This is a genomic window from Microbacterium neungamense, from assembly GCF_024971095.1.
In the GTDB taxonomy this organism is placed as follows: Bacteria; Actinomycetota; Actinomycetes; order Actinomycetales; family Microbacteriaceae; genus Microbacterium; species Microbacterium neungamense.
This window is the reverse complement of the sequence record NZ_CP069717.1, coordinates 2414352-2435152: the sequence shown is the minus strand read 5'-3', so window position 1 is coordinate 2435152 and position 20801 is coordinate 2414352. Positions and strand designations below refer to the sequence as shown.

22 protein-coding genes are annotated in these 20801 nt (G+C 71.6%); 16 read left to right on the top strand and 6 right to left on the bottom strand.

Annotated elements, in window-relative coordinates:
- Window positions 1-149: 149 nt before the first annotated feature.
- Entirely contained in the window at window positions 150-857 is a 708-nt protein-coding gene (locus JSY13_RS11900; protein WP_259606869.1) for a sirohydrochlorin chelatase, read from the bottom strand.
- 119 nt (window positions 858-976) lie between these two features.
- Here JSY13_RS11900 and JSY13_RS11895 point away from each other — a divergent pair, with 119 nt between their 5' ends.
- Both JSY13_RS11895 and JSY13_RS11890 read left to right on the top strand, forming a co-directional pair.
- Entirely contained in the window at window positions 977-2419 is a 1443-nt protein-coding gene (locus JSY13_RS11895; RefSeq protein ID WP_259606868.1) for a 13E12 repeat family protein, read from the top strand.
- A 116-nt stretch (window positions 2420-2535) separates the two neighbouring features.
- Entirely contained in the window at window positions 2536-2997 is a 462-nt protein-coding gene (locus JSY13_RS11890) for a DUF3817 domain-containing protein (RefSeq protein ID WP_259606867.1), read from the top strand.
- A 23-nt stretch (window positions 2998-3020) separates the two neighbouring features.
- Here the strand turns inward: JSY13_RS11890 and JSY13_RS12765 are convergent, their stop codons facing one another.
- Window positions 3021-3161: a hypothetical protein gene (locus tag JSY13_RS12765; protein WP_432806414.1), complete on the bottom strand. Its 141-nt coding sequence runs from the start codon at window positions 3159-3161 to the stop codon at window positions 3021-3023.
- A gap of 17 nt (window positions 3162-3178) precedes the next feature.
- On the opposite strand from JSY13_RS12765, the gene JSY13_RS11880 reads away from it, so the two are divergent.
- The 6 genes from JSY13_RS11880 to JSY13_RS11855 all read left to right on the top strand — a co-directional run bounded on the left by JSY13_RS11880 (window position 3179) and on the right by JSY13_RS11855 (window position 9067).
- A complete protein-coding gene (locus JSY13_RS11880) occupies window positions 3179-4270 on the top strand; it encodes a dihydroorotase (protein ID WP_259606866.1) in 1092 nt (363 codons plus the stop codon).
- Between the two features lie 45 nt (window positions 4271-4315).
- Complete coding sequence (locus JSY13_RS11875; protein WP_259606865.1) at window positions 4316-4801, top strand: aspartate racemase/maleate isomerase family protein; 486 nt, start codon at window positions 4316-4318, stop codon at window positions 4799-4801.
- 193 nt (window positions 4802-4994) lie between these two features.
- Window positions 4995-6848, top strand: coding sequence for a molecular chaperone DnaK (gene dnaK, locus JSY13_RS11870; protein WP_259606864.1), 1854 nt, complete (start codon window positions 4995-4997; stop codon window positions 6846-6848).
- A 2-nt stretch (window positions 6849-6850) separates the two neighbouring features.
- Entirely contained in the window at window positions 6851-7576 is a 726-nt protein-coding gene (locus JSY13_RS11865) for a nucleotide exchange factor GrpE (protein ID WP_259606863.1), read from the top strand.
- A gap of 7 nt (window positions 7577-7583) precedes the next feature.
- Complete coding sequence (locus JSY13_RS11860) at window positions 7584-8555, top strand: DnaJ C-terminal domain-containing protein (protein ID WP_259606862.1); 972 nt, start codon at window positions 7584-7586, stop codon at window positions 8553-8555.
- 2 nt (window positions 8556-8557) lie between these two features.
- Window positions 8558-9067: a heat shock protein transcriptional repressor HspR gene (locus JSY13_RS11855; RefSeq protein ID WP_259606861.1), complete on the top strand. Its 510-nt coding sequence runs from the start codon at window positions 8558-8560 to the stop codon at window positions 9065-9067.
- Here JSY13_RS11855 and JSY13_RS11850 read toward each other — a convergent pair.
- Window positions 9064-10641 carry a stealth family protein gene (locus tag JSY13_RS11850; protein ID WP_259608210.1) on the bottom strand — a complete coding sequence of 526 codons (1578 nt, stop codon included), beginning with the start codon at window positions 10639-10641 and terminating at the stop codon, window positions 9064-9066. The two genes, JSY13_RS11855 and JSY13_RS11850, sit on opposite strands and share 4 nt — an antisense overlap.
- Before the next feature lie 305 nt (window positions 10642-10946).
- Between JSY13_RS11850 and JSY13_RS11845 the strand changes: the two genes are divergently transcribed.
- The 6 genes from JSY13_RS11845 to JSY13_RS11820 all read left to right on the top strand — a co-directional run bounded on the left by JSY13_RS11845 (window position 10947) and on the right by JSY13_RS11820 (window position 16811).
- Window positions 10947-11123 (top strand): hypothetical protein, encoded by a 177-nt coding sequence (locus tag JSY13_RS11845; RefSeq protein WP_259606860.1) that lies wholly within the window; start codon window positions 10947-10949, stop codon window positions 11121-11123.
- Window positions 11069-11911 (top strand): dihydrodipicolinate synthase family protein, encoded by an 843-nt coding sequence (locus tag JSY13_RS11840; protein WP_259606859.1) that lies wholly within the window; start codon window positions 11069-11071, stop codon window positions 11909-11911. Before JSY13_RS11845 ends, JSY13_RS11840 begins: the two co-directional genes overlap by 55 nt.
- A 107-nt stretch (window positions 11912-12018) precedes the next feature.
- The gene (locus JSY13_RS11835; RefSeq protein WP_259606858.1) at window positions 12019-12996 is read left to right on the top strand and encodes a LacI family DNA-binding transcriptional regulator; all 978 of its coding nucleotides are present in this window, start codon (window positions 12019-12021) and stop codon (window positions 12994-12996) included.
- A 91-nt stretch (window positions 12997-13087) separates the two neighbouring features.
- Window positions 13088-14572, top strand: coding sequence for an FGGY-family carbohydrate kinase (locus JSY13_RS11830; protein ID WP_259606857.1), 1485 nt, complete (start codon window positions 13088-13090; stop codon window positions 14570-14572).
- A 30-nt stretch (window positions 14573-14602) separates the two neighbouring features.
- On the top strand, window positions 14603-16234 hold the full coding sequence (locus JSY13_RS11825) for a fucose isomerase (RefSeq protein WP_259606856.1): 1632 nt from the start codon (window positions 14603-14605) through the stop codon (window positions 16232-16234).
- A 100-nt stretch (window positions 16235-16334) separates the two neighbouring features.
- Window positions 16335-16811: a DUF2268 domain-containing putative Zn-dependent protease gene (locus JSY13_RS11820; RefSeq protein WP_259608209.1), complete on the top strand. Its 477-nt coding sequence runs from the start codon at window positions 16335-16337 to the stop codon at window positions 16809-16811.
- A 40-nt stretch (window positions 16812-16851) separates the two neighbouring features.
- Here JSY13_RS11820 and JSY13_RS11815 read toward each other — a convergent pair whose 3' ends face one another.
- Complete coding sequence (locus JSY13_RS11815) at window positions 16852-17436, bottom strand: hypothetical protein (protein ID WP_259606855.1); 585 nt, start codon at window positions 17434-17436, stop codon at window positions 16852-16854.
- 120 nt (window positions 17437-17556) lie between these two features.
- Here JSY13_RS11815 and JSY13_RS11810 point away from each other — a divergent pair, with 120 nt between their 5' ends.
- Window positions 17557-18774 carry a glycosyltransferase gene (locus tag JSY13_RS11810; RefSeq protein WP_259606854.1) on the top strand — a complete coding sequence of 406 codons (1218 nt, stop codon included), beginning with the start codon at window positions 17557-17559 and terminating at the stop codon, window positions 18772-18774.
- A 40-nt stretch (window positions 18775-18814) separates the two neighbouring features.
- On the opposite strand, the gene JSY13_RS11805 is transcribed toward JSY13_RS11810, so the two are convergent.
- A complete protein-coding gene (locus JSY13_RS11805; protein WP_259606853.1) occupies window positions 18815-18976 on the bottom strand; it encodes a hypothetical protein in 162 nt (53 codons plus the stop codon).
- A 97-nt stretch (window positions 18977-19073) separates the two neighbouring features.
- On the opposite strand from JSY13_RS11805, the gene JSY13_RS11800 reads away from it, so the two are divergent.
- Complete coding sequence (locus JSY13_RS11800) at window positions 19074-20057, top strand: GlxA family transcriptional regulator (protein ID WP_259606852.1); 984 nt, start codon at window positions 19074-19076, stop codon at window positions 20055-20057.
- Between the two features lie 28 nt (window positions 20058-20085).
- Here the strand turns inward: JSY13_RS11800 and JSY13_RS11795 are convergent, their stop codons facing one another.
- Window positions 20086-20778, bottom strand: a complete 693-nt coding sequence (locus JSY13_RS11795; RefSeq protein WP_259606851.1) for an NRDE family protein — start codon at window positions 20776-20778, stop codon at window positions 20086-20088.
- Window positions 20779-20801: the final 23 nt, after the last annotated feature.

Sequence of the window (20801 nt, the reverse complement as noted above, 5' to 3'; positions counted from 1 at the left end):
AAGGAGACTCGGGCGCCGGATGCGAGGACATGACGAACACCCGGAAACGGGAGGTCACAGTTCGTCACGGAGGGGCTCTCGCTCAGCAACGTGCGGTTACATAGCCGTGACTGCGTCTGCCCGCCGCTCGAAGTGGAGGAGCCGGTCGATCAGCCCAGGGAGGCGGCGGCGTCGCGGTAGCGGGAGAGGACCAGGTCGACCAGCGCGGCCGGCGGTTCGGCCGCGTCGAGCAGGGGCTCGGTGACGACGGATGCGCCCGCCTGGCGGACGGCGAGGTCGTGGAAGTAGCCGTGCGCGAGCAGGTACGCCGCGACGACGGCATCCGGATGCTGTGCGGCGACCGTGTCGAGCCGCGGCTCGCGCGCGGCCAGGTACGCGGTCTCGACCGGGCGGCCGAGCCGGGCGGCGAGCAGGCCCGCCATCGCGAGGGCGTCCGTCTCGGATGCGGGGTCGCGCGATCCGGCGACGGCGAGGATCACCGGGGTGTCCGGGCTGCCGGAGGCGCCGGACGCTGTGCCGAGCGCGCCGCCGGCCTGCGCGAGCCGCTCGGCGAGCACGTCCGCGAGGCGGGGGTCGGGGCCGAGCGGCGGGGCGATCGCGAGGTCGTCGCGGGCGAGCCCGCCGATGTCGACGTTGACGTGGAAGCCGCTGGACAGCAGCAGCGGCACGATCACGACCGGGCCGTCGATCGCGGCGAGGGCGGTGGCCGCCTCCGGCTGCTGCACGTCCACGAACGCCTCGTGCACGGCGACGCCGGGCAGCTCCTCCGCGACGCGGGCGACGAGGCGGGCGACCGCAGCCGCGCCGTCGACGTCGGCGGTCCCGTGCGAGACGGCGAGCAGAGCGGGTGTCGTCATGTCGGGTGAGCCTAGCGGCGCCGCGTTACCGGCGTGTGTCGCGCGTCCTCGCGTGACGGCGGGCGGACTCCGCATCGTGGCTTTGTTCGAATGTCGGTGGCTCGTGGTTCACTGAGAATATGACAAACGCACTGATGGACGCCAGTGACGCGCAGGTCGCCGCCCTGGATTCCATCGTGTCCTCGCTGCGTCAGATCGACGCCACGCTGAGCAGCGTGCTCGCGGTGCGCGACGGCATGCTCGCGCTGGCCTCCCGTCTTGCGCTGACCGTCGCCGAGCAGGGCGGGCATCCGGATCACGGCGACCTGACCCTGCGCACGGTGGCGGCCGAGATCGGGGCGGCGCAGCGGGTGAGCGATCGCACGGTGCAGCGCTGGATGGCGGATGCCGAATGGCTGGTGACCCGGTTCCCGCAGGTGTGGGCCGCGCAGGGCGCGGGCCGGATCAGCGCGGGTCACGCCCGTGTGATCGTGGAAGCGGGGAGCCATCTCGAGGATCCCGCCGAGCGCGCCGCCTACGCCGAGAGCGTGCTCGCGATCGCCGAACAGGAATCGCCGAACCGTCTCCGCCCGATGGCGCGACGGCTCGCGGAGCGGTATCAGCCGCTGCCGATCGACGAGCGTCACCGCAGGGCGCGCAAGAAGTGCGGCGTCTGGCTGGACGATCTCGAGGACGGCAACTCCAAGATCACCGCGATCACCTCATCGGCACTCGCGCACGGCATGTTCGACCGGCTCAGCGAGATGGCGACCGAGCTCAAGAACCACAACGCCCAGGCCGCCGCGGAGGCGCGCGCCGCCGGTGCGCGGGTCGTGCCGGCGTCGGATGCCGCGGCCCGGCAGGCGGCGGGGTCGTCGGCGTTCGGGTCGGCGGCGGATGGCGCGGTGTTCGTCGCGGACGACCGCACGGTCGCCCAGCTGCGCGCCGACCTCCTCGCCGACCTCGTGCTGAGCGGTGTGCCCACGGGTCACGACACCGAGGACGGCCTGCTCGCCCGGATCGTCCCGCACGTCCAGGTGACCGTCCCGATCCTCACCCTGATGGGCTTGGATCGCGCGGGCGTGCCGCTGCCGCCGGCCGAGCTCGACGGCGCCTGTCCGATCGACCTCGACACGGCCCGGCGCCTGGCCGGGGCGGCATCCGGCTGGGACCGCGTGCTCACGGATCCGATCACCGGCGGCGTCCTCGCCGTCGACCGGTACCGGCCGTCGACACACCTGCGCCGCTACCTGCATGCCCGGGACCAGCGCTGCCGCTTCCCCACCTGCGGGCGCAGGGCGTCGCAGTGCGACCTCGACCACAACCGCGCGGCTTCCGCCGGCGGGGCGACCTCGGCCGAGAACCTCGGCGACTTCTGCCGACGGCATCACATCCTGAAACACCACAGTCCCTGGCACGTCGAACAGCTGGGCGGCGGTGTCTTCGCCTGGACCAGCCCGACCGGCCGGCTGTACATCGATCGGCCGCCGCCGCAGAACACCGTCACCTTCCAGCCGCCCGATCCGGACCCGTCCCGCGACCTGTGGGCGTCCGTCCCGGCCGCGGAAACCGCGCCGTTCTGACCGGGGCCGCGGAACCCTTGCTTTCGGGCGGTGTCCCGCCGGACCGCCGGCGCGGGGTGCCCCCGGAGTGTGCTCTCCGGGGGCACCCGTAGGCTGGACAGGACCCGAGGAGACCGATGTTCCGCACCCCCGCCCGCCTGTTCCGCGTGCTCGCGATCGCTGAGGCGATCACCTGGAGCCTGCTGATCGCCGCACTCATCGCCCGAGCCGCCGGCCTCCCGCCGGTGCTGGTGACGATCGCCGGAGGCGTCCACGGCTTCGTCTTCCTCTCCTACGGCGCCACGGCGGTGCTCCTGGCCGTTCGTCAGCGCTGGCATCCGGGCGCCGCGATGCTCGCGATCGCGAGCGCCGTCATCCCCTACGCGACCGTCCCCGCCGAGCTGTGGCTGCACCGCACCGGCCGCCTCGACGGCGACTGGCGCCTCGACGAGACCGACGACCCCCGCGACCGCACCTGGTACGACCGCTGCATGCGCTGGCTGCTGCGACGGCCGTGGGCGCTGGCGGTGCTGATCCTCGCCGCGGTCGCCGCGCTCTTCGTCGTGCTGCTGATCCTCGGCCCGCCCGGCGGCCGCTGACCGCCTTCGCCGCGGCGCCCCGGCTACGCGGTCGGATGCTCCGACGCGGCGACGAACTCGTTGCGTCCCTCGTTCCGCGCCGAGCCGCGCACGAGATGGTTGAAGACGATGTTCAGCAGCACCGCGACCACCGTGGTCGAGCTGATCGCCGAGTTGAAGATCACCGTGAACCAGTGTCGCGATGCCGCTCGCCGCCACCGTGCCGAACAGCACGATCCCGACGCCGCCGAGCACCGGAGCCGGGATGGAGACCCCGCTCGAAGCCGCGCGCAACAAGCGCGACCTGGCGCGCGAGGCGCGCTGCGACGTCGCCCTGCACGGCTCGGTGATCACCTGGGACGAGACCGTGCCGGCACAGCTGGACGAGCTCGCGGCCATGGGCATCCGCTCGGTCAAGATGTACATGACCAACCGCGGCTCCACGATGAGCGACAACGACACCGTGCTGCGGGTGATGAAGGAGATGCGCCGCCTCGGCGGGCTGACCATCATTCACGCCGAGCACGACGCGATCATCGTGGACTGCACCGAGGAGCACGCGGATGCCGGCCGCATCGGCATCGAGCACCTGCACCACACCCGTCCCGAGCTCGCCGAGGCGCGCACCCGCGGGGTGGAGGCGTACTCCGAGACCTGCCCGCACTACCTGCTGCTCGACGACGGCGTGTACGCGTCCCGCTACCCGGAGTGGTTCGCATGCTGCCCGCCGATGCGCTCGGCCGAGACGGTGGCCGCGCTGCGGGAGCGGTTCGCCGACGGCTCCGTCGACACCCTCTCCAGCGACCACTCCTGCTACGACCTGACCCAGAAGCGCGAGCGCACCGACGACGTGCGCGAGATGCCGCACGGGCTGCCGGGCGTGGAGACGCGGATGCCGGCGGGCTTCACCGCACTGGCGGGCGACGCGCCGGCCGACGACGCCGTGCTCGCGCGGTTCGCGGACCTGTTCTCCGCCGGTCCCGCCCGCATCCACGGGCTCGCCGGCAAGGGGCGGATCGCGGCCGGGTTCGACGCCGACCTGGTGATCTTCGACCCGGACGAGAGTCGGCGCGTGGACGGCGGCGCGCTGCACATGGGCACCGACTTCTCGCCCTTCAACGGACGGATGCTGCGCGGCTGGCCTCAGGCGGTGATCGCCGCAGGCCGGGTCGTGCTCGACGAGGACGGCTTCCACGACCCCGGCGCCGTCGGGCGCCTGATCGGCCGGCACGCGCAGGGCGAGGACGCCGCGAGAGCGGATGCCGAACCCGTGCTCGCCGGAAGGGGCGCCTGACCATGGAGAGCACCGCGGTCCTCAGCGAGGCGCGGCCGACGCCCGGTGACCCGGATCGCACTGGACGCCGGCTCCGACCAGCAGTTCGACGCGGCCGGCATGCGCGCCGCCGCCGAACTGCTGGCGACGGCGGACGTCGACGTGATCGCCTGGAACGGCACCTCGGGCTCCTGGCTCGGGGTCGATCACGACCGGGCGATCGCGGCCGACGTCAACGAGCAGGTGGCGGCGCGGTACGCCGAGCACGGCATCGCGGTGGCCGGGCATCACGCGCTCGGCCTGAGCGACAACGAGTCGTTCGGCCGGGTGGTCCCGGAGAGCCTGGTGGAGCCGTCGCTAGCGCTCGCCGAGGCCGGCCCCGATGCGCTGGTGTACCTCTGCACGAACCTGTACGGCGCCCCGATCACCGAGCAGGTCGAGAAGCGCACCGGGGTGCCGGTGCTCGACTCGGTCGCGGTCACCCTCTGGCACTGTCTGGTGCTCGCCGAGGCCCCGCTGCTCGACCCGAAGTGGGGGCGATTGCTGACCTGACGACACGTGCCGGTCCGGGCCGGTGCTCCGCTGTTCCCGCCGCGGAATTCTTCGCAAACTTGAGTCCGGGAATATCAACTTTGTTGACATGCCCGGCTCGGACGGCGTATCCTTGAGCCATCGCGACTCAGGTTTCCGGGTCGCGCCAGGCTTCACACACAGCAGAGCAGGCTTCGACAAGAAGGAGAGACACATGGCACGTGCTGTCGGTATCGACCTCGGGACGACGAACTCCGTCGTCAGCGTCCTCGAGGGCGGCGAGCCCAAGGTCATCGCCAACGCGGAGGGTTTCCGCACCACCCCCTCCGTGGTGGCGTTCACGAAGGACGGGGAGGTGCTCGTCGGCGAGACCGCGAAGCGCCAGGCCGTCACCAACGTCGAGCGCACCATCTCGTCGGTCAAGCGCCACATGGGCACCGACTGGACCTTCTCGGTCGACGGGAAGAAGTGGACCCCGCAGGAGATCTCCGCGCGCATCCTGCAGAAGCTGAAGCGGGACGCGGAGTCCTACCTCGGCGACACGGTGACGGATGCCGTCATCACCGTCCCGGCGTACTTCAACGACGCCGAGCGTCAGGCGACCAAGGAGGCCGGCGAGATCGCGGGCCTGAACGTCCTGCGCATCATCAACGAGCCCACCGCCGCGGCCCTCGCCTACGGCCTCGACAAGGGCAAGGAGGACGAGCTCATCCTCGTCTTCGACCTCGGCGGCGGCACCTTCGACGTGTCGCTGCTCGAGGTGGGCAAGGATGACGATTTCTCCACGATCCAGGTGCGCGCCACCGCCGGTGACAACCGCCTCGGCGGCGACGACTGGGACCAGCGCCTCGTCGACTTCCTGATCAAGCAGTTCAAGGACTCGACCGGCGTCGACGTCTCGAACGACAAGATCGCGCTGCAGCGCCTGAAGGAGGCGGCGGAGCAGGCCAAGAAGGAGCTGTCGTCCTCGACCAGCACCTCGGTGAACCTTCCCTACCTGTCGCTCACCGAGAACGGCCCGGTGTCGCTGTCCGAGACCATCACCCGCGCCAAGTTCGAGGACCTCACCAAGGACCTCCTCGACCGCACCAAGAAGCCCTTCGAGGACGTCATCCGCGAGGCCGGCATCAAGGTGTCCGACATCGACCACGTCGTGCTCGTCGGCGGCTCGACCCGCATGCCCGCGGTCGCCGAGCTCGTCAAGCGCGAGACCGGCAAGGAGCCCAACAAGGGCGTGAACCCGGACGAGGTGGTCGCCGTCGGCGCCGCCCTGCAGGCCGGTGTCCTCAAGGGCGAGCGCAAGGACGTGCTGCTCATCGACGTCACCCCGCTCAGCCTCGGCATCGAGACCAAGGGCGGCATGATGACCAAGCTCATCGAGCGCAACACGGCCATCCCGACCAAGCGCAGCGAGACCTTCACGACGGCCGACGACAACCAGCCGTCCGTGGCGATCCAGGTCTTCCAGGGAGAGCGCGAGTTCACGCGCGACAACAAGCCGCTGGGCACCTTCGAGCTCACCGGCATCGCCCCCGCCCCGCGCGGCGTGCCGCAGATCGAGGTCACCTTCGACATCGACGCCAACGGCATCGTGCACGTGTCCGCCAAGGACAAGGGCACCGGCAAGGAGCAGTCGATGACCATCACCGGCGGCTCGTCGCTGTCGAAGGAGGACATCGACCGGATGGTGCGCGAGGCCGAGGAGCACGCCGCCGAGGACAAGAAGCGCCGCGAGGCCGCGGAGACCCGCAACCAGGCCGAGGCGCTGGCGTACTCGATCGAGAAGCTGATCTCCGAGAACGACGACAAGCTCCCCGAGGACGTCAAGTCCGAGGTGAAGGGCGACGTCGACGAGCTCAAGGCGGCGCTCGCCGGGGACGACGACGAGAAGGTCAAGGCCGCGTTCGAGAAGCTGTCGCAGTCGCAGACCAAGCTCGGCGAGGCGATCTACGCGCAGAACCAGAACGCTGCCGCCGGCGCCGCGGACGAGCCCGCTGAGGAGACCGGCGGCTCCGACGAGGACGTCATCGACGCCGAGGTCGTCGACGACGAGGACGAGAAGAAGTAATCATGACGGACAAGAACTTGGACGAGCCTTTCGAGGAGGCTCAGGGACCCGAAGACGGGAACGGTCCGGCGAAGTCCGGTGAGGGGTCGGATGCTCAGGCATCCGGCCCCGAGCCGCAGAATCCGGATGCCGCGCCGGCTCCCGAGAACCCGGATGCCGCGGAGAACCCGGATGCCGCGGAGGCCGCGGCCGCCGAGGGCTCCGACGACGACCTGGAGTTGACGGTCGACGACATCCTCGGCACCGAACAGACCGCCGAGGCTGCCGCCGAGGACGCGGCGCTGCTGGACGCCGAGAACGCGCTGCTGACCGACCTCAAGCGCCTGCAGGCGGAGTACGCCAACTACCGCCGGCGCACCGAGGAGCAGCGCGGCATCGAGATCGCCCGCGCCAAGGGCGAGGTGGCGAAGGGCCTGCTGCCCGTGCTCGACGACCTCGACCGCGCCCGCCAGCACGGCGACCTCGAGGAGGGCTCCCCGTTCGCCGTGATCGCCGACAAGGTGCGCGCGGCGGTCGAGCGCCTCGGCGTGGTCGCCTACGGTGAGAAGGGCGAGGAGTTCGACCCGCAGCACCACGAGGCGATCTTCCAGCAGCCCTCGCCGGACGTCGAGAAGCCGACGGTCCTCGAGGTCGTCGAGGTCGGCTACCGGCTGGGCGAGGTCGAGCTGCGCCCGGCGAAGGTCGTCGTCGCTGTGCCGGACGAGGCGTCGCCGGGCACGGAGGGCTAGGTGATCGATGGCTAGCCAGGACTGGTTCGACAAGGACTTCTACAAGACGCTGGGAGTCTCGAAGGACGTCAGCGACGCGGACCTGAAGAAGACGTACCGCAAGCTCGCGCGGAAGTACCACCCGGACGCCAACCCGGGCGACGCCGCCGCCGAGGCGAGGTTCAAGGAGATCAGCGAGGCGTACGCCGTGCTGAGCGACCCCGAGCAGCGCCGCGAGTACGACGAGATCCGCGCGATGGGCTCCGGTGCCCGCTTCACCGCGGGCCCGGGTGCCGCGGGCGGGTTCGAGGACGTCTTCAGCCGCTTCGGCGGCCGCGGCCAGACCGCGGACTTCGACGACATCTTCTCGATGTTCACGCAGGGCGGCGGGTTCGGGTCGGGTCGGTTCGGGCAGCAGACGGGCGGCTTCCGCGGGTTCGGCGGTCCGCAGCGCGGCGCCGACGTCACGGCCCGCACCACGATCGACTTCATGACGGCCGCCAAGGGCGAGACCATCACCCTGCAGGCCGAGGACGGCAAGCCGTTCAAGGTCAAGATCCCCGCCGGGGTCGCCGACGGGCAGAAGATCCGCCTGCGCGGCCGCGGCCGCCCCTCGCCGGACGGCGGGGAGAGCGGCGACATCGTGGTGCAGGTCACCGTGCGCCCGCATCCGGTGTTCAGGCGCGAGGGGAAGAACCTCCGCATCACCGTGCCGGTCACCTTCACCGAGGCCGCGCTCGGCGCCACCATCGAGGTGCCCACCCTGGACGGCGACACCGTCCGGCTGCGCGTGGCCCCCGGCACCCCGTCCGGCCGTGTGCTGCGCGTCAAGGGCCGCGGCATCACCACCGGCAAGGGCTCCGGCGACCTGCTCGCCGAGCTGCAGGTGGTCGTGCCGTCGCACCTCGATGCCGCCGCGCGCGAGGCGCTGGAGCGGTTCCAGGAGCTGGAGCCGAAGGAGAACCCGCGCGCGGAGATGATGGCGAAAGCGCAGGTGTAACGATGGACGCGGACTCCCCGCTGTTCGCGATCGCGGTCGCGGCCGAGCTGGCCGGGATGCACCCGCAGACGCTGCGGCAGTACGACCGGCTCGGGCTGGTCGTGCCCGGGCGCACCCGCGGCGGCTCGCGGCGGTACTCGATGCGCGACATCGAGCAGCTGCGGGAGGTCGCGCAGCTCTCCAGCGAGGGGATGAACCTGCCCGCCATCGCGAAGCTGCTCGACCTCGAGAACGAGGTGCGGATGCTGCGCCGCCGCGTCGCCGAACTCGAGAACGCGCTGCGCGCCGAGCGGGAGAACCGCCCGGGCGTGCGCGTGTTCGCCGCCGGGCCGTCGGGTCAGGTGATCACCCTGCCCTCCGGCCGCCGGGTGCGCCGCTCCACCGAGGTGGTGCTGTGGCGCCCGCGCATCCCCGCCGCCGGCCGCGAGGACGACGGCGGGGAGGCGGTGCCGGGCGGGCAGCCGGCACGACAGCAGCCGCGCCGGCCGGGGAACCAGCCGGCCGGAGGCTAGCCGCTGATCGCGGCGGATGCCCGGTCGGCGTCCTCCGCGGCATCCGCCTTCTCCCACGGCGCGCGGATCGGGAACAGCCGCTCCAGCGCGTCGCGCACGGCCCGCATCCGCAGCTGCTCCGGGATGTCGGTCTCGGCGCCGTCGTTCAGGCAGAACATGTCCAGGTCGCTTCTCTCGACCAGCCGGTCCACCCGCTCCAGCGCACCCGCCGTGGTGGTGTGCACGTACCGCACCCGCGGCCGCGTCGTCGGCACCGCGCGCCCGGTGAACAGCGCGTAGTAGTGGTACAGGCTGTTCGTCACCGAGATGTCGGTCATCGACCGGAACCGCGCGGCGGCGGTGCGGGCGAACTCCTCGGGGAAGGTCTGCTCCAGCTCGAACAGCACGCTGCGGCGCATCGGGGCGGCGCAGTGCTCCAGGTCGCGCACGATCGTCCGCCCGAAGCGCTCCCGCAGCAGGGCGCGGTTCACCCGCAGGCCGTTGTCGTGGCCGCTGCGCTCCACCTGCGGGGCGCCCGCGCCGATCCGGATCTCGCTCTCCACGAACTTCGTCGTGCCGCCCGGGGCGAAGAACAGCTCCGGCTCCAGCATCCGTCCGAAGAACATGTCGTCGTTCGAGTACAGGAAGTGCTCCGACAGGCCGGGGATGCGGTGCAGCTGCGCCTCCACGGCGTGCGAGTTGTGCGTGGGCAGCACGCTCGGGTCGGCGAAGAACTCCTCGCTGCGCACGATGGTGACCTTCGGATGCTCGGCGAGCCAGCGCGGTGCCGGCGAGTCGGTGGCGATGAAGATCCGGCGGATCCACGGTGCGTACATGTGCACGCTGCGCAGGGCGTAGCGCAGCTCGTCGACGTGCCGGTAGCGGGCCGGCCCGTCGTCGCCCTCGCCGACCACGTGCGCGGCCAGCTGCGCCGCGCGCTGCCGCTGGAACTCGGTGGAGGAGCCGTCCACCCAGGAGAAGACGATGTCGACGTCCTCGCGGAACTCGTCCGGCAGCGGGTCGAACATGCCGTCGATCGTGCGCCAGACCCGGCCGTACCGCTCGACCTCGGTGAAGGAGAGGTCGGATGCCGGCGTGAGCCGCCGGGTGAGCACGTTGTCGTCGGGCGCCTCGACGAGGTCTGCGCCGAACCGCCAGAACTCGACGCGGGCGGCCAGCGACGCTCCGTAGCGGAGGGTGCGGCCCGGTGTGATCCGGGGGCGGAACACGCGCAGCGCGGAGGGCGCGCCGGCGGGTGCGACGGCATCCTCCACCGGTACGGCGGGCCGTCCCTTGAGCTTGACGTAGAACGGGTCCTCGGGCAGGTGCGCGCGCAGCGCGTGGATGGCGGCCTCGCGGTTCTCGGCGTCCACGACCAAGGACGGGGTGGACCGGTCGCGGCGGATCAGCATCACATCGATGCCGGCGGCTTCGAGGGCGTCCGCGGTGGCGCGCAGGTCGTCGATGCGCGCCTGCCACGGCGTGACGTCGTCGTGGACGAGATGGAGCAGGCCCCGATCCAGCAGCACGTCCGGTCGTGCGATGAGATCGGTGCTGCGGTGGCGGGTGCGGGGCAGCGCCGAGAGTGTCGTCATCATCGTCCTCCTTCGCGGGGTCGGCCGAGCACCGCCGGCGGACCGGGGACCGTGCTCGGAATGAGCGTGTCGCGCCGTCGCGGATGCCGCGGAAGCGCTGCCGGGGTGCGATGGCACCCGAACGGCGGGCGTCTGGCGGAGTCGTCGAGCGACGAGGGGCGCGACGGAATTATATCGCCCGGGGCATCCGTCTGTCTCGGACGGGGCTGAGCGCTTGCACAGGAACGATCGGCGGGCAAGCCCCTCGACACCGTCCCGCGTGCGCCGAGAGGATGGCCACCCCGCTCACTTCGAGGAGGTGCATCGTGGCGGTCACCGAGGCACGCACGGCCGGCCGACGCGCCACGCGTGCCCGCGAGGTCCGGCGTGCCGGACGCGACCGCTACGACAAGCGCGAGGCGATCGCGGGGTACCTGTTCATCGCGCCGTGGCTGATCGGGTTCCTCGTCTTCACCGCGGGCGCGATGATCTACAGCCTGTAAATCTCGTTCAGCAGCTACAGCCTCGCCACGAGGGCGCTTTCGTGCTCGGCACGACCGGAGAGTTCCCCGCTGTCGACGTCGACGAGTTCACCGCGCTTGTGTCGGCCGCGATGGAGGAGCTCGCCGATCGGATGCGCGTGATCGTGCACGTCGGGCGGCCGAGCGCGTTCGAGGCCGTGCGCCTGGTCGGGGTCGCCCGGGCTCTGGGGGTGCGCGAGTTTGCCGCGCTGACGCCGTACTACCTGCGCTCGACCGACGACGCCGTGTTCGACTACTTCCGGCAGGTGTCGGATGCCGTCGGCAACGGGCGCCTGTACGTCTACATCTACCCGGCGCGCAGCGGCAACCCCGTGTCGCCCGAGCTGCTGGTGCGGCTCGCCGAGCTGCCGAACGTGGTGGGTGCCAAGGTCAGCGAGCTGACGCTGGACGACCTCGCGGCCTACCGAGCGGCGGTGCCGGAGGGTTTCGAGCTGTACACCGGAGCCGATCGCGACCTGGTCGCCGCCGCCGGGGCGGGTGCGCAGGGCGTCGTGTCTGGCGTGTCTGCCGTGACGCCGAAGCCGTTCCGCGCTCTCGCGGATGCGGCTCGCTCCGGCGACGCCTCGGCCGTCGCCGCGGCTCAGGAAGCCGTCGACGAGGTGGTCGCCCTGATCGGCGGCGACATGGCGCGCATGAAAGAGGGTTACCGGGTGCTCGGCGTCACCGACGCGCACTGCCGGATGGCGATCGCCGCGCCCGACGACGCCGGGCGCGCGGAGGTCGCGCGCGTGGTGCGGGCTCACGCCTGAGTCGACGAGACGTTCGTCGCGGCCTCGGCCGCGGCAGTGAGTTCGGGGAGGCGATGACCGACGCAGGTAAGGTCAGAAGTCCTGCAAGCCATCACCCGAGGACCGTCATGGCCACCATCTACGACGTCGCACGCGCCGCCGGAGTGTCGCCGGCGACCGTGTCGCGCGTGTTCAACGGGACGAGCGTGTCGGCGGAGAAGGCCGAAGCGGTGCGTGCGGCGGCCCGAGAGCTGCGGTTCGTTCCCAACCGCACCGCCCGCACGCTTCGGCGGCGGAGCTCCGAGGTGATCGGGCTGATCATCCCGGACATCGAGAACCCCTATTTCACCGAGGTGGCGCGCGGGGTCGAGGACGTCGCATCCGAGGCCGGGTACTCCGTGGTGCTGTGCAACTCGGATGCCGAGCCGGATAAGGAATCGACCTACCTGGGCATCGCCGTGGCCGAGCACATGTCCGGGGTGATCCTGGCGCCGGCCTCGGATCGGCCGGCGCTCGACGTGCTGCTCGACTCCGGCCGCCCCGTCGTCGCCGTCGACCGTCACGCCGGAGCGGAAATCGACAGCGTGGTGATGGCGAACCGGGAGGCCGGACGCGCCGCCGCTGCGCACCTGCTGGGCACCCACCGCCGGGTCGCGTACATCGGCGGACCCGAGCACATCGAGACCGCGGCCGAACGTGCGGAGGGCTGGCGGCAAGCGCACCATGATGCGGGCCTCGAGGCGCCCGAAGACCTCCTGCTGTTCTCGTCGTTCCGGGTCGACGGCGGGCGCCAGGCGATGGAGCGGCTGCTCGCGCTGCCCGAGCCGCCGGACGCCGTCGTGGCGGGCAACAACCTGATCGGCGTCGGGGCGATCCAGGTGCTCAGCGAGCGCGCGCTCACGCCGCCGAAGGTCGCTGTCGCCGTCATCGGCGGACTGCCGTTCACCACACTGTCGCCGTCGGCGGTGAGCGTCGTGCGGCTCCCCGCTCGGGAGATGGGCATGACAGCGGCGCGCATGCTGCTGGAGAGAGTGCACGGCGAGGCCGGCCCGCCGCGGAACGTCGTGCTCCACGGCGAACTGCATCCCGCTTCGGTCGGCGAGTGACCCGCGGCGCGCGGCGCGGTGACGAGCGCGTTGCATGATGAAATCGATTTCGCGTATCGTGGTCGCAGGTCTCATCAGTCAGGAGGACGAGATGCGCTGCACGCTCGGAGTGGACGTCGGCACGTCGAGCAGCAAGGGCGTGCTCGTCGCGGAGGACGGCACCATCGTCGCCACCGCCACCCGCGCCCATGAGGTCGGCCGCCCGCACGCCGGCTGGGTGGAGATGGACGGTCGCATCTGGTGGGACGAGTTCGTCGCGATCGCGCGGGAGCTGCTGGCGGACGAAGACGCGGAGGTCGTCGGCGTGGGGGTCAGCGGCATGGGTCCGTGCATCCTGCTGGCGGACGAGCACGACGAGCCGGTGCGCCCCGCCATCCTGTACGGCGTCGACACCCGATCCACCGCGCAGATCGCCCACATGACCGACGAGCTCGGTGAGGACGAGATCACCCGCATCGGCGGCTCCGTGCTCACCTCCCAGGCGGGTGGTCCGAAGATCGCCTGGATCGCGGACGAGGAGCCGGATGCCTGGGCGCGCGCCCGTCGGCTGTTCATGCCCGCCTCCTGGCTCGCCCGCAAGCTGACCGGCGCATACGTCCTGGATCACCAGTCCGCCAGCCAGGTGTCCCCGCTCTACGACATCGAGCGCGAACGCTGGCACGAGCCGTGGTGGGACCGCTACGCCGGCAGGCTCGAGCGTCCGCCGCTCGCCTGGGCCGGTGACATCGCCGGCACGATCACCGCGGAGGCCGCCCGGCTCACCGGCATCCCGGCCGGCACGCCGGTCGTCGCCGGCACCATCGACGCCTGGACGGAGGCCGTCAGCGTCGGCGCGCACGAGCCTGGCGATCTCATGCTGATGTACGGCACGACGATGTTCCTCGTCGCGACCGGCGGGGAGACGCTGCGCACCCCGTCGATGTGGACCACGGCCGGCGCCTTCCCCGGCACCCGCAACCTCGCCGGGGGCCTGTCCACCTCGGGCGCGCTGACCGCGTGGCTGAAGGACCTCACCGAGGCGGACTACCCGCAGCTGCTCGCCGAGGCGGCGGCTTCCGGTCCCGGCGCGCGCGGGCTGGTGATGCTGCCCTACTTTGCGGGGGAGCGCACGCCGATCCAGGACCCCGATGCCCGCGGCGTGATCGCCGGACTCACCCTGCGCCACGGCCGCGGCGACCTCTACCGCGCAGCGCTCGAGGCGACCGCCCTCGGCGTGCGGCACAACGTGGAGACCATGCGCGCCGCCGGCGCGGACATCCGCCGCATCGTCGCGGTCGGCGGCGGCACGCAGGGCCGGCTCTGGCTGCAGATCGTCTCCGACGCCACCGGCCTCGTGCAGGAAGTGCCGGAGACGACGATCGGCGCCAGCTACGGCGCCGCGTTCCTCGCGGCATCCGCCGTCGCCGCCGAGGGCGCGGCGCCCGTCATCACGGACTGGAACCCGATCGCCGAGACCGTCACCCCCGACCCCGCCGTCCGCGCGACCTACGACGCGCTCTTCGACCGCTACCTGCGGCTGTACGAAGCGACGAAGGACGTGGTGCACGAGCTCGCCCACGCGCAGCGGACCCACTGACCACCCTCCCCGAATCACCCGGAGCACACCATGAGCTACGCCCTCCCCACCCCGGCATCCCGCCCGGCATCCGCACCGAAGACCGCCTACCTCATCGCCTCGGGCGACCTGCGCGAGTCGGCGAACACCGCCGGCTGGCCGACGCAGGTCGAACTCGAGAAGGGGGTCACCGGGGTGCTCCGCGACCTCGGCTGGACCGTGATCCGTGCGAACGACGTCGACCCGGCCACCGGACACGGCTTCATCTCCAGCCAGCGGATGGGCCTGGAGGTCTTCAAGCGCATCCCCGTCGACGCGCCCCTGATCGTCGCCGAGGCGGTCTGGCAGTACTCGCACCACGTGCTCGCCGGGCTTCGCACCCACCAGGGGCCGATCCTCACGGTGGCGAACTTCGCCGGCGACTGGCCCGGACTCGTCGGGCTGCTCGGCCTGAACGCCGGGCTGACGAAGATGGGCAAGGAGTACGCCACGATCTGGTCGGTCGACTTCACCGACGACTGGTTCAAGGCCGGCATCCGGGAGTGGACCGAGACCGGCCGCATCACGCACGACGCCTCGCACGTGCGCCCGCTGCCCGCGCTGCCCGACTCCCCGGAGAAGGAGCTCGGCCAGGCGCTCGCCGCCGAGCTGCTCGCGGACAAGGCGATCATCGGCGTGTTCGACGAGGGCTGCATGGGCATGTACAACGCGATCTTCGATGACGAGCTGCTGAACGCGACCGGCATCTACAAGGAGCGGCTCTCGCAGTCGGCGCTGTACGCCGAGATGCTGCGCGTGACGGATGCCGAGGCGGACGCCGCCTACGACTGGCTGATCGACCGCGGCATGACCTTCCGCTACGGCGAGGACCCCGCCACCGAACTCACCCGCGACCAGGTGCAGTGGCAGCTGAAGATGTACATCGCCGCACTCCGGATCGCCGACGACTTCGGGCTGGACGCGGTCGGCATCCAGTACCAGCAGGGGTTGAAGGACCTCGTGCCGGCATCCGACCTCGCCGAGGGCATCCTGAACTCCACGGAGCGGCCGCCGGTGACCTCGCGCGACGGTTCGCGGGTGCTGCACGAGGGCCGCGCGTTCCCGCACTTCAACGAGGCCGACGAGGCCGTCGCGGTGGATGCGCTGGTCACCGACCGGGTCTGGCGCGCCATGGGCCTGGTGCCGGACAACACCCTGCACGACGTGCGCTGGGGGGAGGAGTACGACGGCGAGTTCGTCTGGGTCTACGAGATCTCCGGCTCGGTGCCTGCCTCGCACCTCGGCGGCTGGGACAAGGCCGAGGGCTGGCGGCAGGGGCACGTCTTCTTCCCCGCGGGCGGATCCACGATCAACGGCGTCTCCAAGCCGGGCGAGGTCGTGATCAGCCGGGTGTTCATCGCCGACGGCATCCTGCAGGCCGACATCTTCCGCGGCACCGTGATCGAGCTGCCCGAGGAGGAGACGCAGCGCCGCAAGAACGCCACCAATCCGGAGTGGCCGATCGCGCACGTGGTGCTGCACGGCCAGACCCGCGACCAGTTCATGGCCCGGCACAAGGCCAACCACGCGCAGGTCGTCTACGCCCCCGACGCCGAGACCGCCGACAAGGCCCTCCTCGCCAAGGCCGCGATGTTCGACGGCATGGGCATCAAGGTCAACCTCGTCGGAGACGTGAACATCTGATCGCGGGTCGGCACGCGGGGTCGGATGCCCGAGGTTGACCTGTCCGCTGCGTCAACTTCTACCGTGGCAGACATGACGATCACGATGATGGACCGGCTACATCAGCCTCACGCTGTGGCCGACCGACGAGAACCTGGCGCGACTGGAGGCGTCCGCGGTGCACGAGCTGCACCACAACCTGCGCTTCGCGCCGGGCGGCGCCGTCTGGAACCCGGCGACCGTCGCGGTCGGCGACCACGTCGTTTCGGAGGGGCTCGCCGACGCCTTCGCGCGGCAGCTGTACGGCGACGATCTCGGGTACACCCCGATCGCGCGGGCGCACCTGCACGACGACGCCGTGTTCGACAAGGTCGTCTCCGGGCTCGACGTCCAGGGGATGCAGAACTTCGCCGCGTGGGTGCTCGGCGACGCCACGGCGCGCCGCTTCGGCGGTCAGCCGGTGGGTGTGCCGACCGGTGGCGGCTATGCGGTCGGCAACCGCCTCGCGGACCGCTACCTCGCCGCGACCGGCCGGACGGCCGCGGAGGCCCTGCACGCGCCGGCTCACGAGGTGATCGAGACCGCGCTCCGGTCCTGACGGCGGGAGGTCGGGCGGACGCGCTCTGGCCGGGCGGAGTTCAGGCCGGCGGGAGGCGGAGCATGTCCGACTCGCCCGCGGTCAGGTCGTCGGCGATGCGGATGCTGCGGGCGAGATCGTCCAGCGCGCCCTCCAGAGTGCCGAAGCGCTGGCGGTCGCTGCACACCGCGTTCAGTGTGATCAGGTGCGTGCCGGTGTCCCAGGTGTAGGTCGCGAAGGGCGGCGAAGCCGGAGTCCGCGGGATCGCCACCACGAGCTTCTCCCCCACGCCGAGCGGAGTCGGGAACGCCTCGGTGTCGTCGTACTCCATCGGCATCATCGCGCGCGCGGTGCGCAGATGCGGGGTCAGCTCCTGCACCGTGGCCATCGCGACCACGAGCTCGGGCTCGGCCTTCCACGTCCACGCCAGCACCCGCCCGCGCGCCTGGCGCATGGCGATCGGCACGGCCTGGCTGGCCAGCCAGGTGCCGAACCGGGAGCCGGGCAGCGATTCGCGTCCGGCGCCGGCGGCCGCCTGGTCGAGCAGCATCCGGATCGCCGCCTTGCGATGGCGGCGTCCGCGCCAGCCGAACGACTCGGTCACGGGGATCCACAGCGCGGGGTCGGCGGAGGAGGTGAGGCGCATGACCCCACGGTACGGGATGCACCTCGGCACGGCCTCCGGGCCGCCGCAGTCCCCTCGGGTAGAGTGGCCTGCGCCCCACCGTGGCAACCGAACTCGAGAGCTACAGATAGGCAGCCCTCCGTGACAACCTCCGACGATCATCGCGAACCGACGGATCCGTCGACCTCTGATCGCCCCCTGACCATCCTGATCGGATGCGACACCTTCGCCCCCGACATCAACGGCGCGGCGCGCTTCGCGGAGCGCCTCGCGGCCGGGCTGGTGCAGCGCGGCCACCGCGTCCACGTCGTCGCCCCGAACTCCGCCTACCGCCGCTCGGCGCCGCACACCGAGATCATCGAGGGCGAGCCGATGACCCTGCACCGCCTCCCCGCGGTGCGCTGGCTGCCGCACGACTGGCTGCGCTTCGTCTGGCCGTGGCGCTCGAAGCACTACGCCCGGAAGGTGCTCGACCGGGTCCAGCCGGACGTCGTGCACATCCAGTCGCACATCATCATCGGCCGCGGTCTGATGCGCATCGCGCGCGAGCGCGGCATCCCGGTGATCGCGACGAACCACGTGATGGCCGAGAACATCCTCGACCACACCACGATGCCGAAGTTCATCGACGACATCGTGCTGAAGCTGGCCTGGGCAGACGCGAAGCGCACCTTCGACATGGCCCGCGCCGTCACCACCCCGACGCGCAAGGCCGCCGACTTCCTGGAGCGCACGATCGACATCGAGGGCGTCGTGCCGATCAGCTGCGGCATCGACCGGTCCAACTACCGGCCGGTCATCGGTCCGCGCGAGCGCAACCGGGTCATCTTCGTCGGGCGGCTCACCGCCGAGAAGCAGGTCGACGTCATCCTGCGCGCCCTCACCAAACTGGACCCCGCGCTGGACGTGCACTTCGACGTCGTCGGCGGCGGCGACCAGCGCAAGAGCCTCGAGCACCTCGCCCACGAGCTGGGCCTGGACGGACGGGTCACCTTCCACGGGCAGGTGTCCGACGAGGAGCTGCGCGACCTGTACTCCCGGGCATCCGTCTTCGCGATCGCGTCGATCGCCGAGCTGCAGTCGATCGCGACGATGGAGGCGATGGCCTCGGCGCTGCCGGTCGTGGGGGCGGATGCCGTCGCCCTTCCGCACCTGGTGCACGACGGCGAGAACGGCTACCTCTTCGAGCCGGGGAACATCGACGACCTCGCCGAGAAGCTCACGCGCGTGCTGACCGCCGCGCCCGAGGAGTACGAGCGGATGCAGCGCGCGTCCCTCGACGGCGTTGCGGTGCACGACATCAACCGCACCCTGGACACCTTCGAGGCGCTGTACCGGGGCGAGCCGCTGCCGGAGTGAGCCGCTGCCGGAGTGACGGCCGGCCCGCCGGCATTCGGGTTCAGCGGTAACCGACGCCGGGCTCGGGATGCTGCGCGGCGTCGATCGCGGCGACGCGCGACCAATCGGTCGGCACGGGCCGGTAGCCGTCCCGGCGCACCTCGATGATCGTGGCGATGACGCCCCAGAGGGCGAGTGCTGCGAGAAGGATGGCGATGATCATGGCAGAAACGCTACGATCGTAGAGAACCCGTCACGAGTGGCAGAACGGACGGTGTTCGTAGGAAAACTGTCACGTCGTCTCGGCCGGGAGGAGTGCGATGAAGACCGTCGCCTGCGTGATCGACGAGGGCTTCGCCCCCTTCGAGTTCGGTGTGGCCTGCGAGGCTTTCGGCCTGGACCGCAAGGAGGATGGCGTCCCCGACTTCGACTTCCGGGTCGTCGCCGTCGAGCCCGGGCCGGTGCGCTCGAAGCTCGGCTTCTCGGTGAACGTCGAGCACGACCTGAGCTTCGCGTACGAGGCCGACCTCGTCGTCTTCTGCCCGGTGCCGCGGGAGAGCTGGGGGCGCATCGACCCGCGGCTGATCGACGTGGCCCGTGCCGCCGTCGAGCGCGGGGCCTGGGTGCTCAGCGTCTGCAGCGGGTCGTTCGTGCTCGCCGCGGCCGGCGTGCTCGACGGCCGCCGGGCGACCACGCACTGGATGTACGCGCACACGATGGCGGCGATGTACCCGCGGATCGACATCGACCCCGACGTCCTGTTCGTGCAGGATGGCCGCATCATCACCAGCGCGGGCACCGCCGCGGGAATCGACGCCTGCCTGCACCTGCTGCGGATCGAACTCGGCTCCGAGCTCACGAACCGGATCGCGCGGCGCATGGTCGTGCCGCCGCAGCGCGACGGCGGGCAGGCGCAGTACATCGACCGGCCGCTGCCCGCCGCGCCGAGCGACTCCCTCGCGGCGGTCGCGGACTGGGCCGTGGAGAACATCCGCGACGAGCTGTCGGTCGAGGAGCTCGCGCAGCGCGCGCACATGTCCCCGCGCACGTTCGCCCGGCGCTTCAAGGCCGAGTTCGGCGCGACCCCGGCGTCGTGGCTCACCCGCCAGCGGATCATCCACGCGCAGCGGATGCTGGAGCGCACCGACTGGGGCCTGGAGCGCATCGCGGAGGAGTGCGGCTTCGGCTCCGCCGCGGTGCTGCGGCAGAACTTCGCCCGTGTGCTCGGCACCACCCCGACCGCCTACCGCGCCCGCTTCTCGTGCGCGATGCCGGACGCGCTGCCGGAGGCCGTGCCCGCCTGAGCGGCTTCCGTCGGTTCGGCGTGCCGGGTCAGCTCCACTCGCCCGGCCGTGCGAGCACGTGCGAGTGCACGTGCGCCCCGGCATCCGCCACCGCGGCGATGCAGTAGAGCAGCGACATCGTGGGGTAGCCGTGCACGTGGTTGTCCCGGATGATGGCGCGGTCGTCGTCCCGCGAGAGGCGGCCGCTCTCGGCGAGCAGCTCCAGCCAGCGCGAGGACCAGTCGGCGTCGCCCGGGGCCGGGCGGTCCGCGCGGAACCGGGGCAGCCAGGTCGCGATGCGCGCGGTGGTGGGGTCGTCCAGCCCGTCGTGCGCGATCATGTGCACGCCCTCGGGTACCGGCGTCTCGCTCAGCTGCACCCCGTCCCAGGACAGCACGCGGGAGCGCTCCGGGGACACCTCGAGCAGGTTGAAGCCGTGCGTGCGCAGCGGCGGCTCCGGTGACCGCCCCGCGACGGACTCCAGGGCGAGGCTCCCCCGCGAGAGGACCTCGCTCTCGGGCAGATCGAGCACGTCGGCGCGGTTGAGCAGCACCGCCAGGCGACGGGATGCCGGGTCGACGGCCAGCCATGCGCCGCCGGCGCGCCGGTCGCGGATGCCGATCACGCCGGGGTGGTGCTCCGGCCACCACACGCCGAGGTCGTCCCACTCCCGCTGCGGATCCTCGTCGCGGACGGCGAGCAGCCGCGTGGGACGGGAGACATCGATCACGACCGTGCACACGAGGGAGAGTCTAGGCGCGCGCC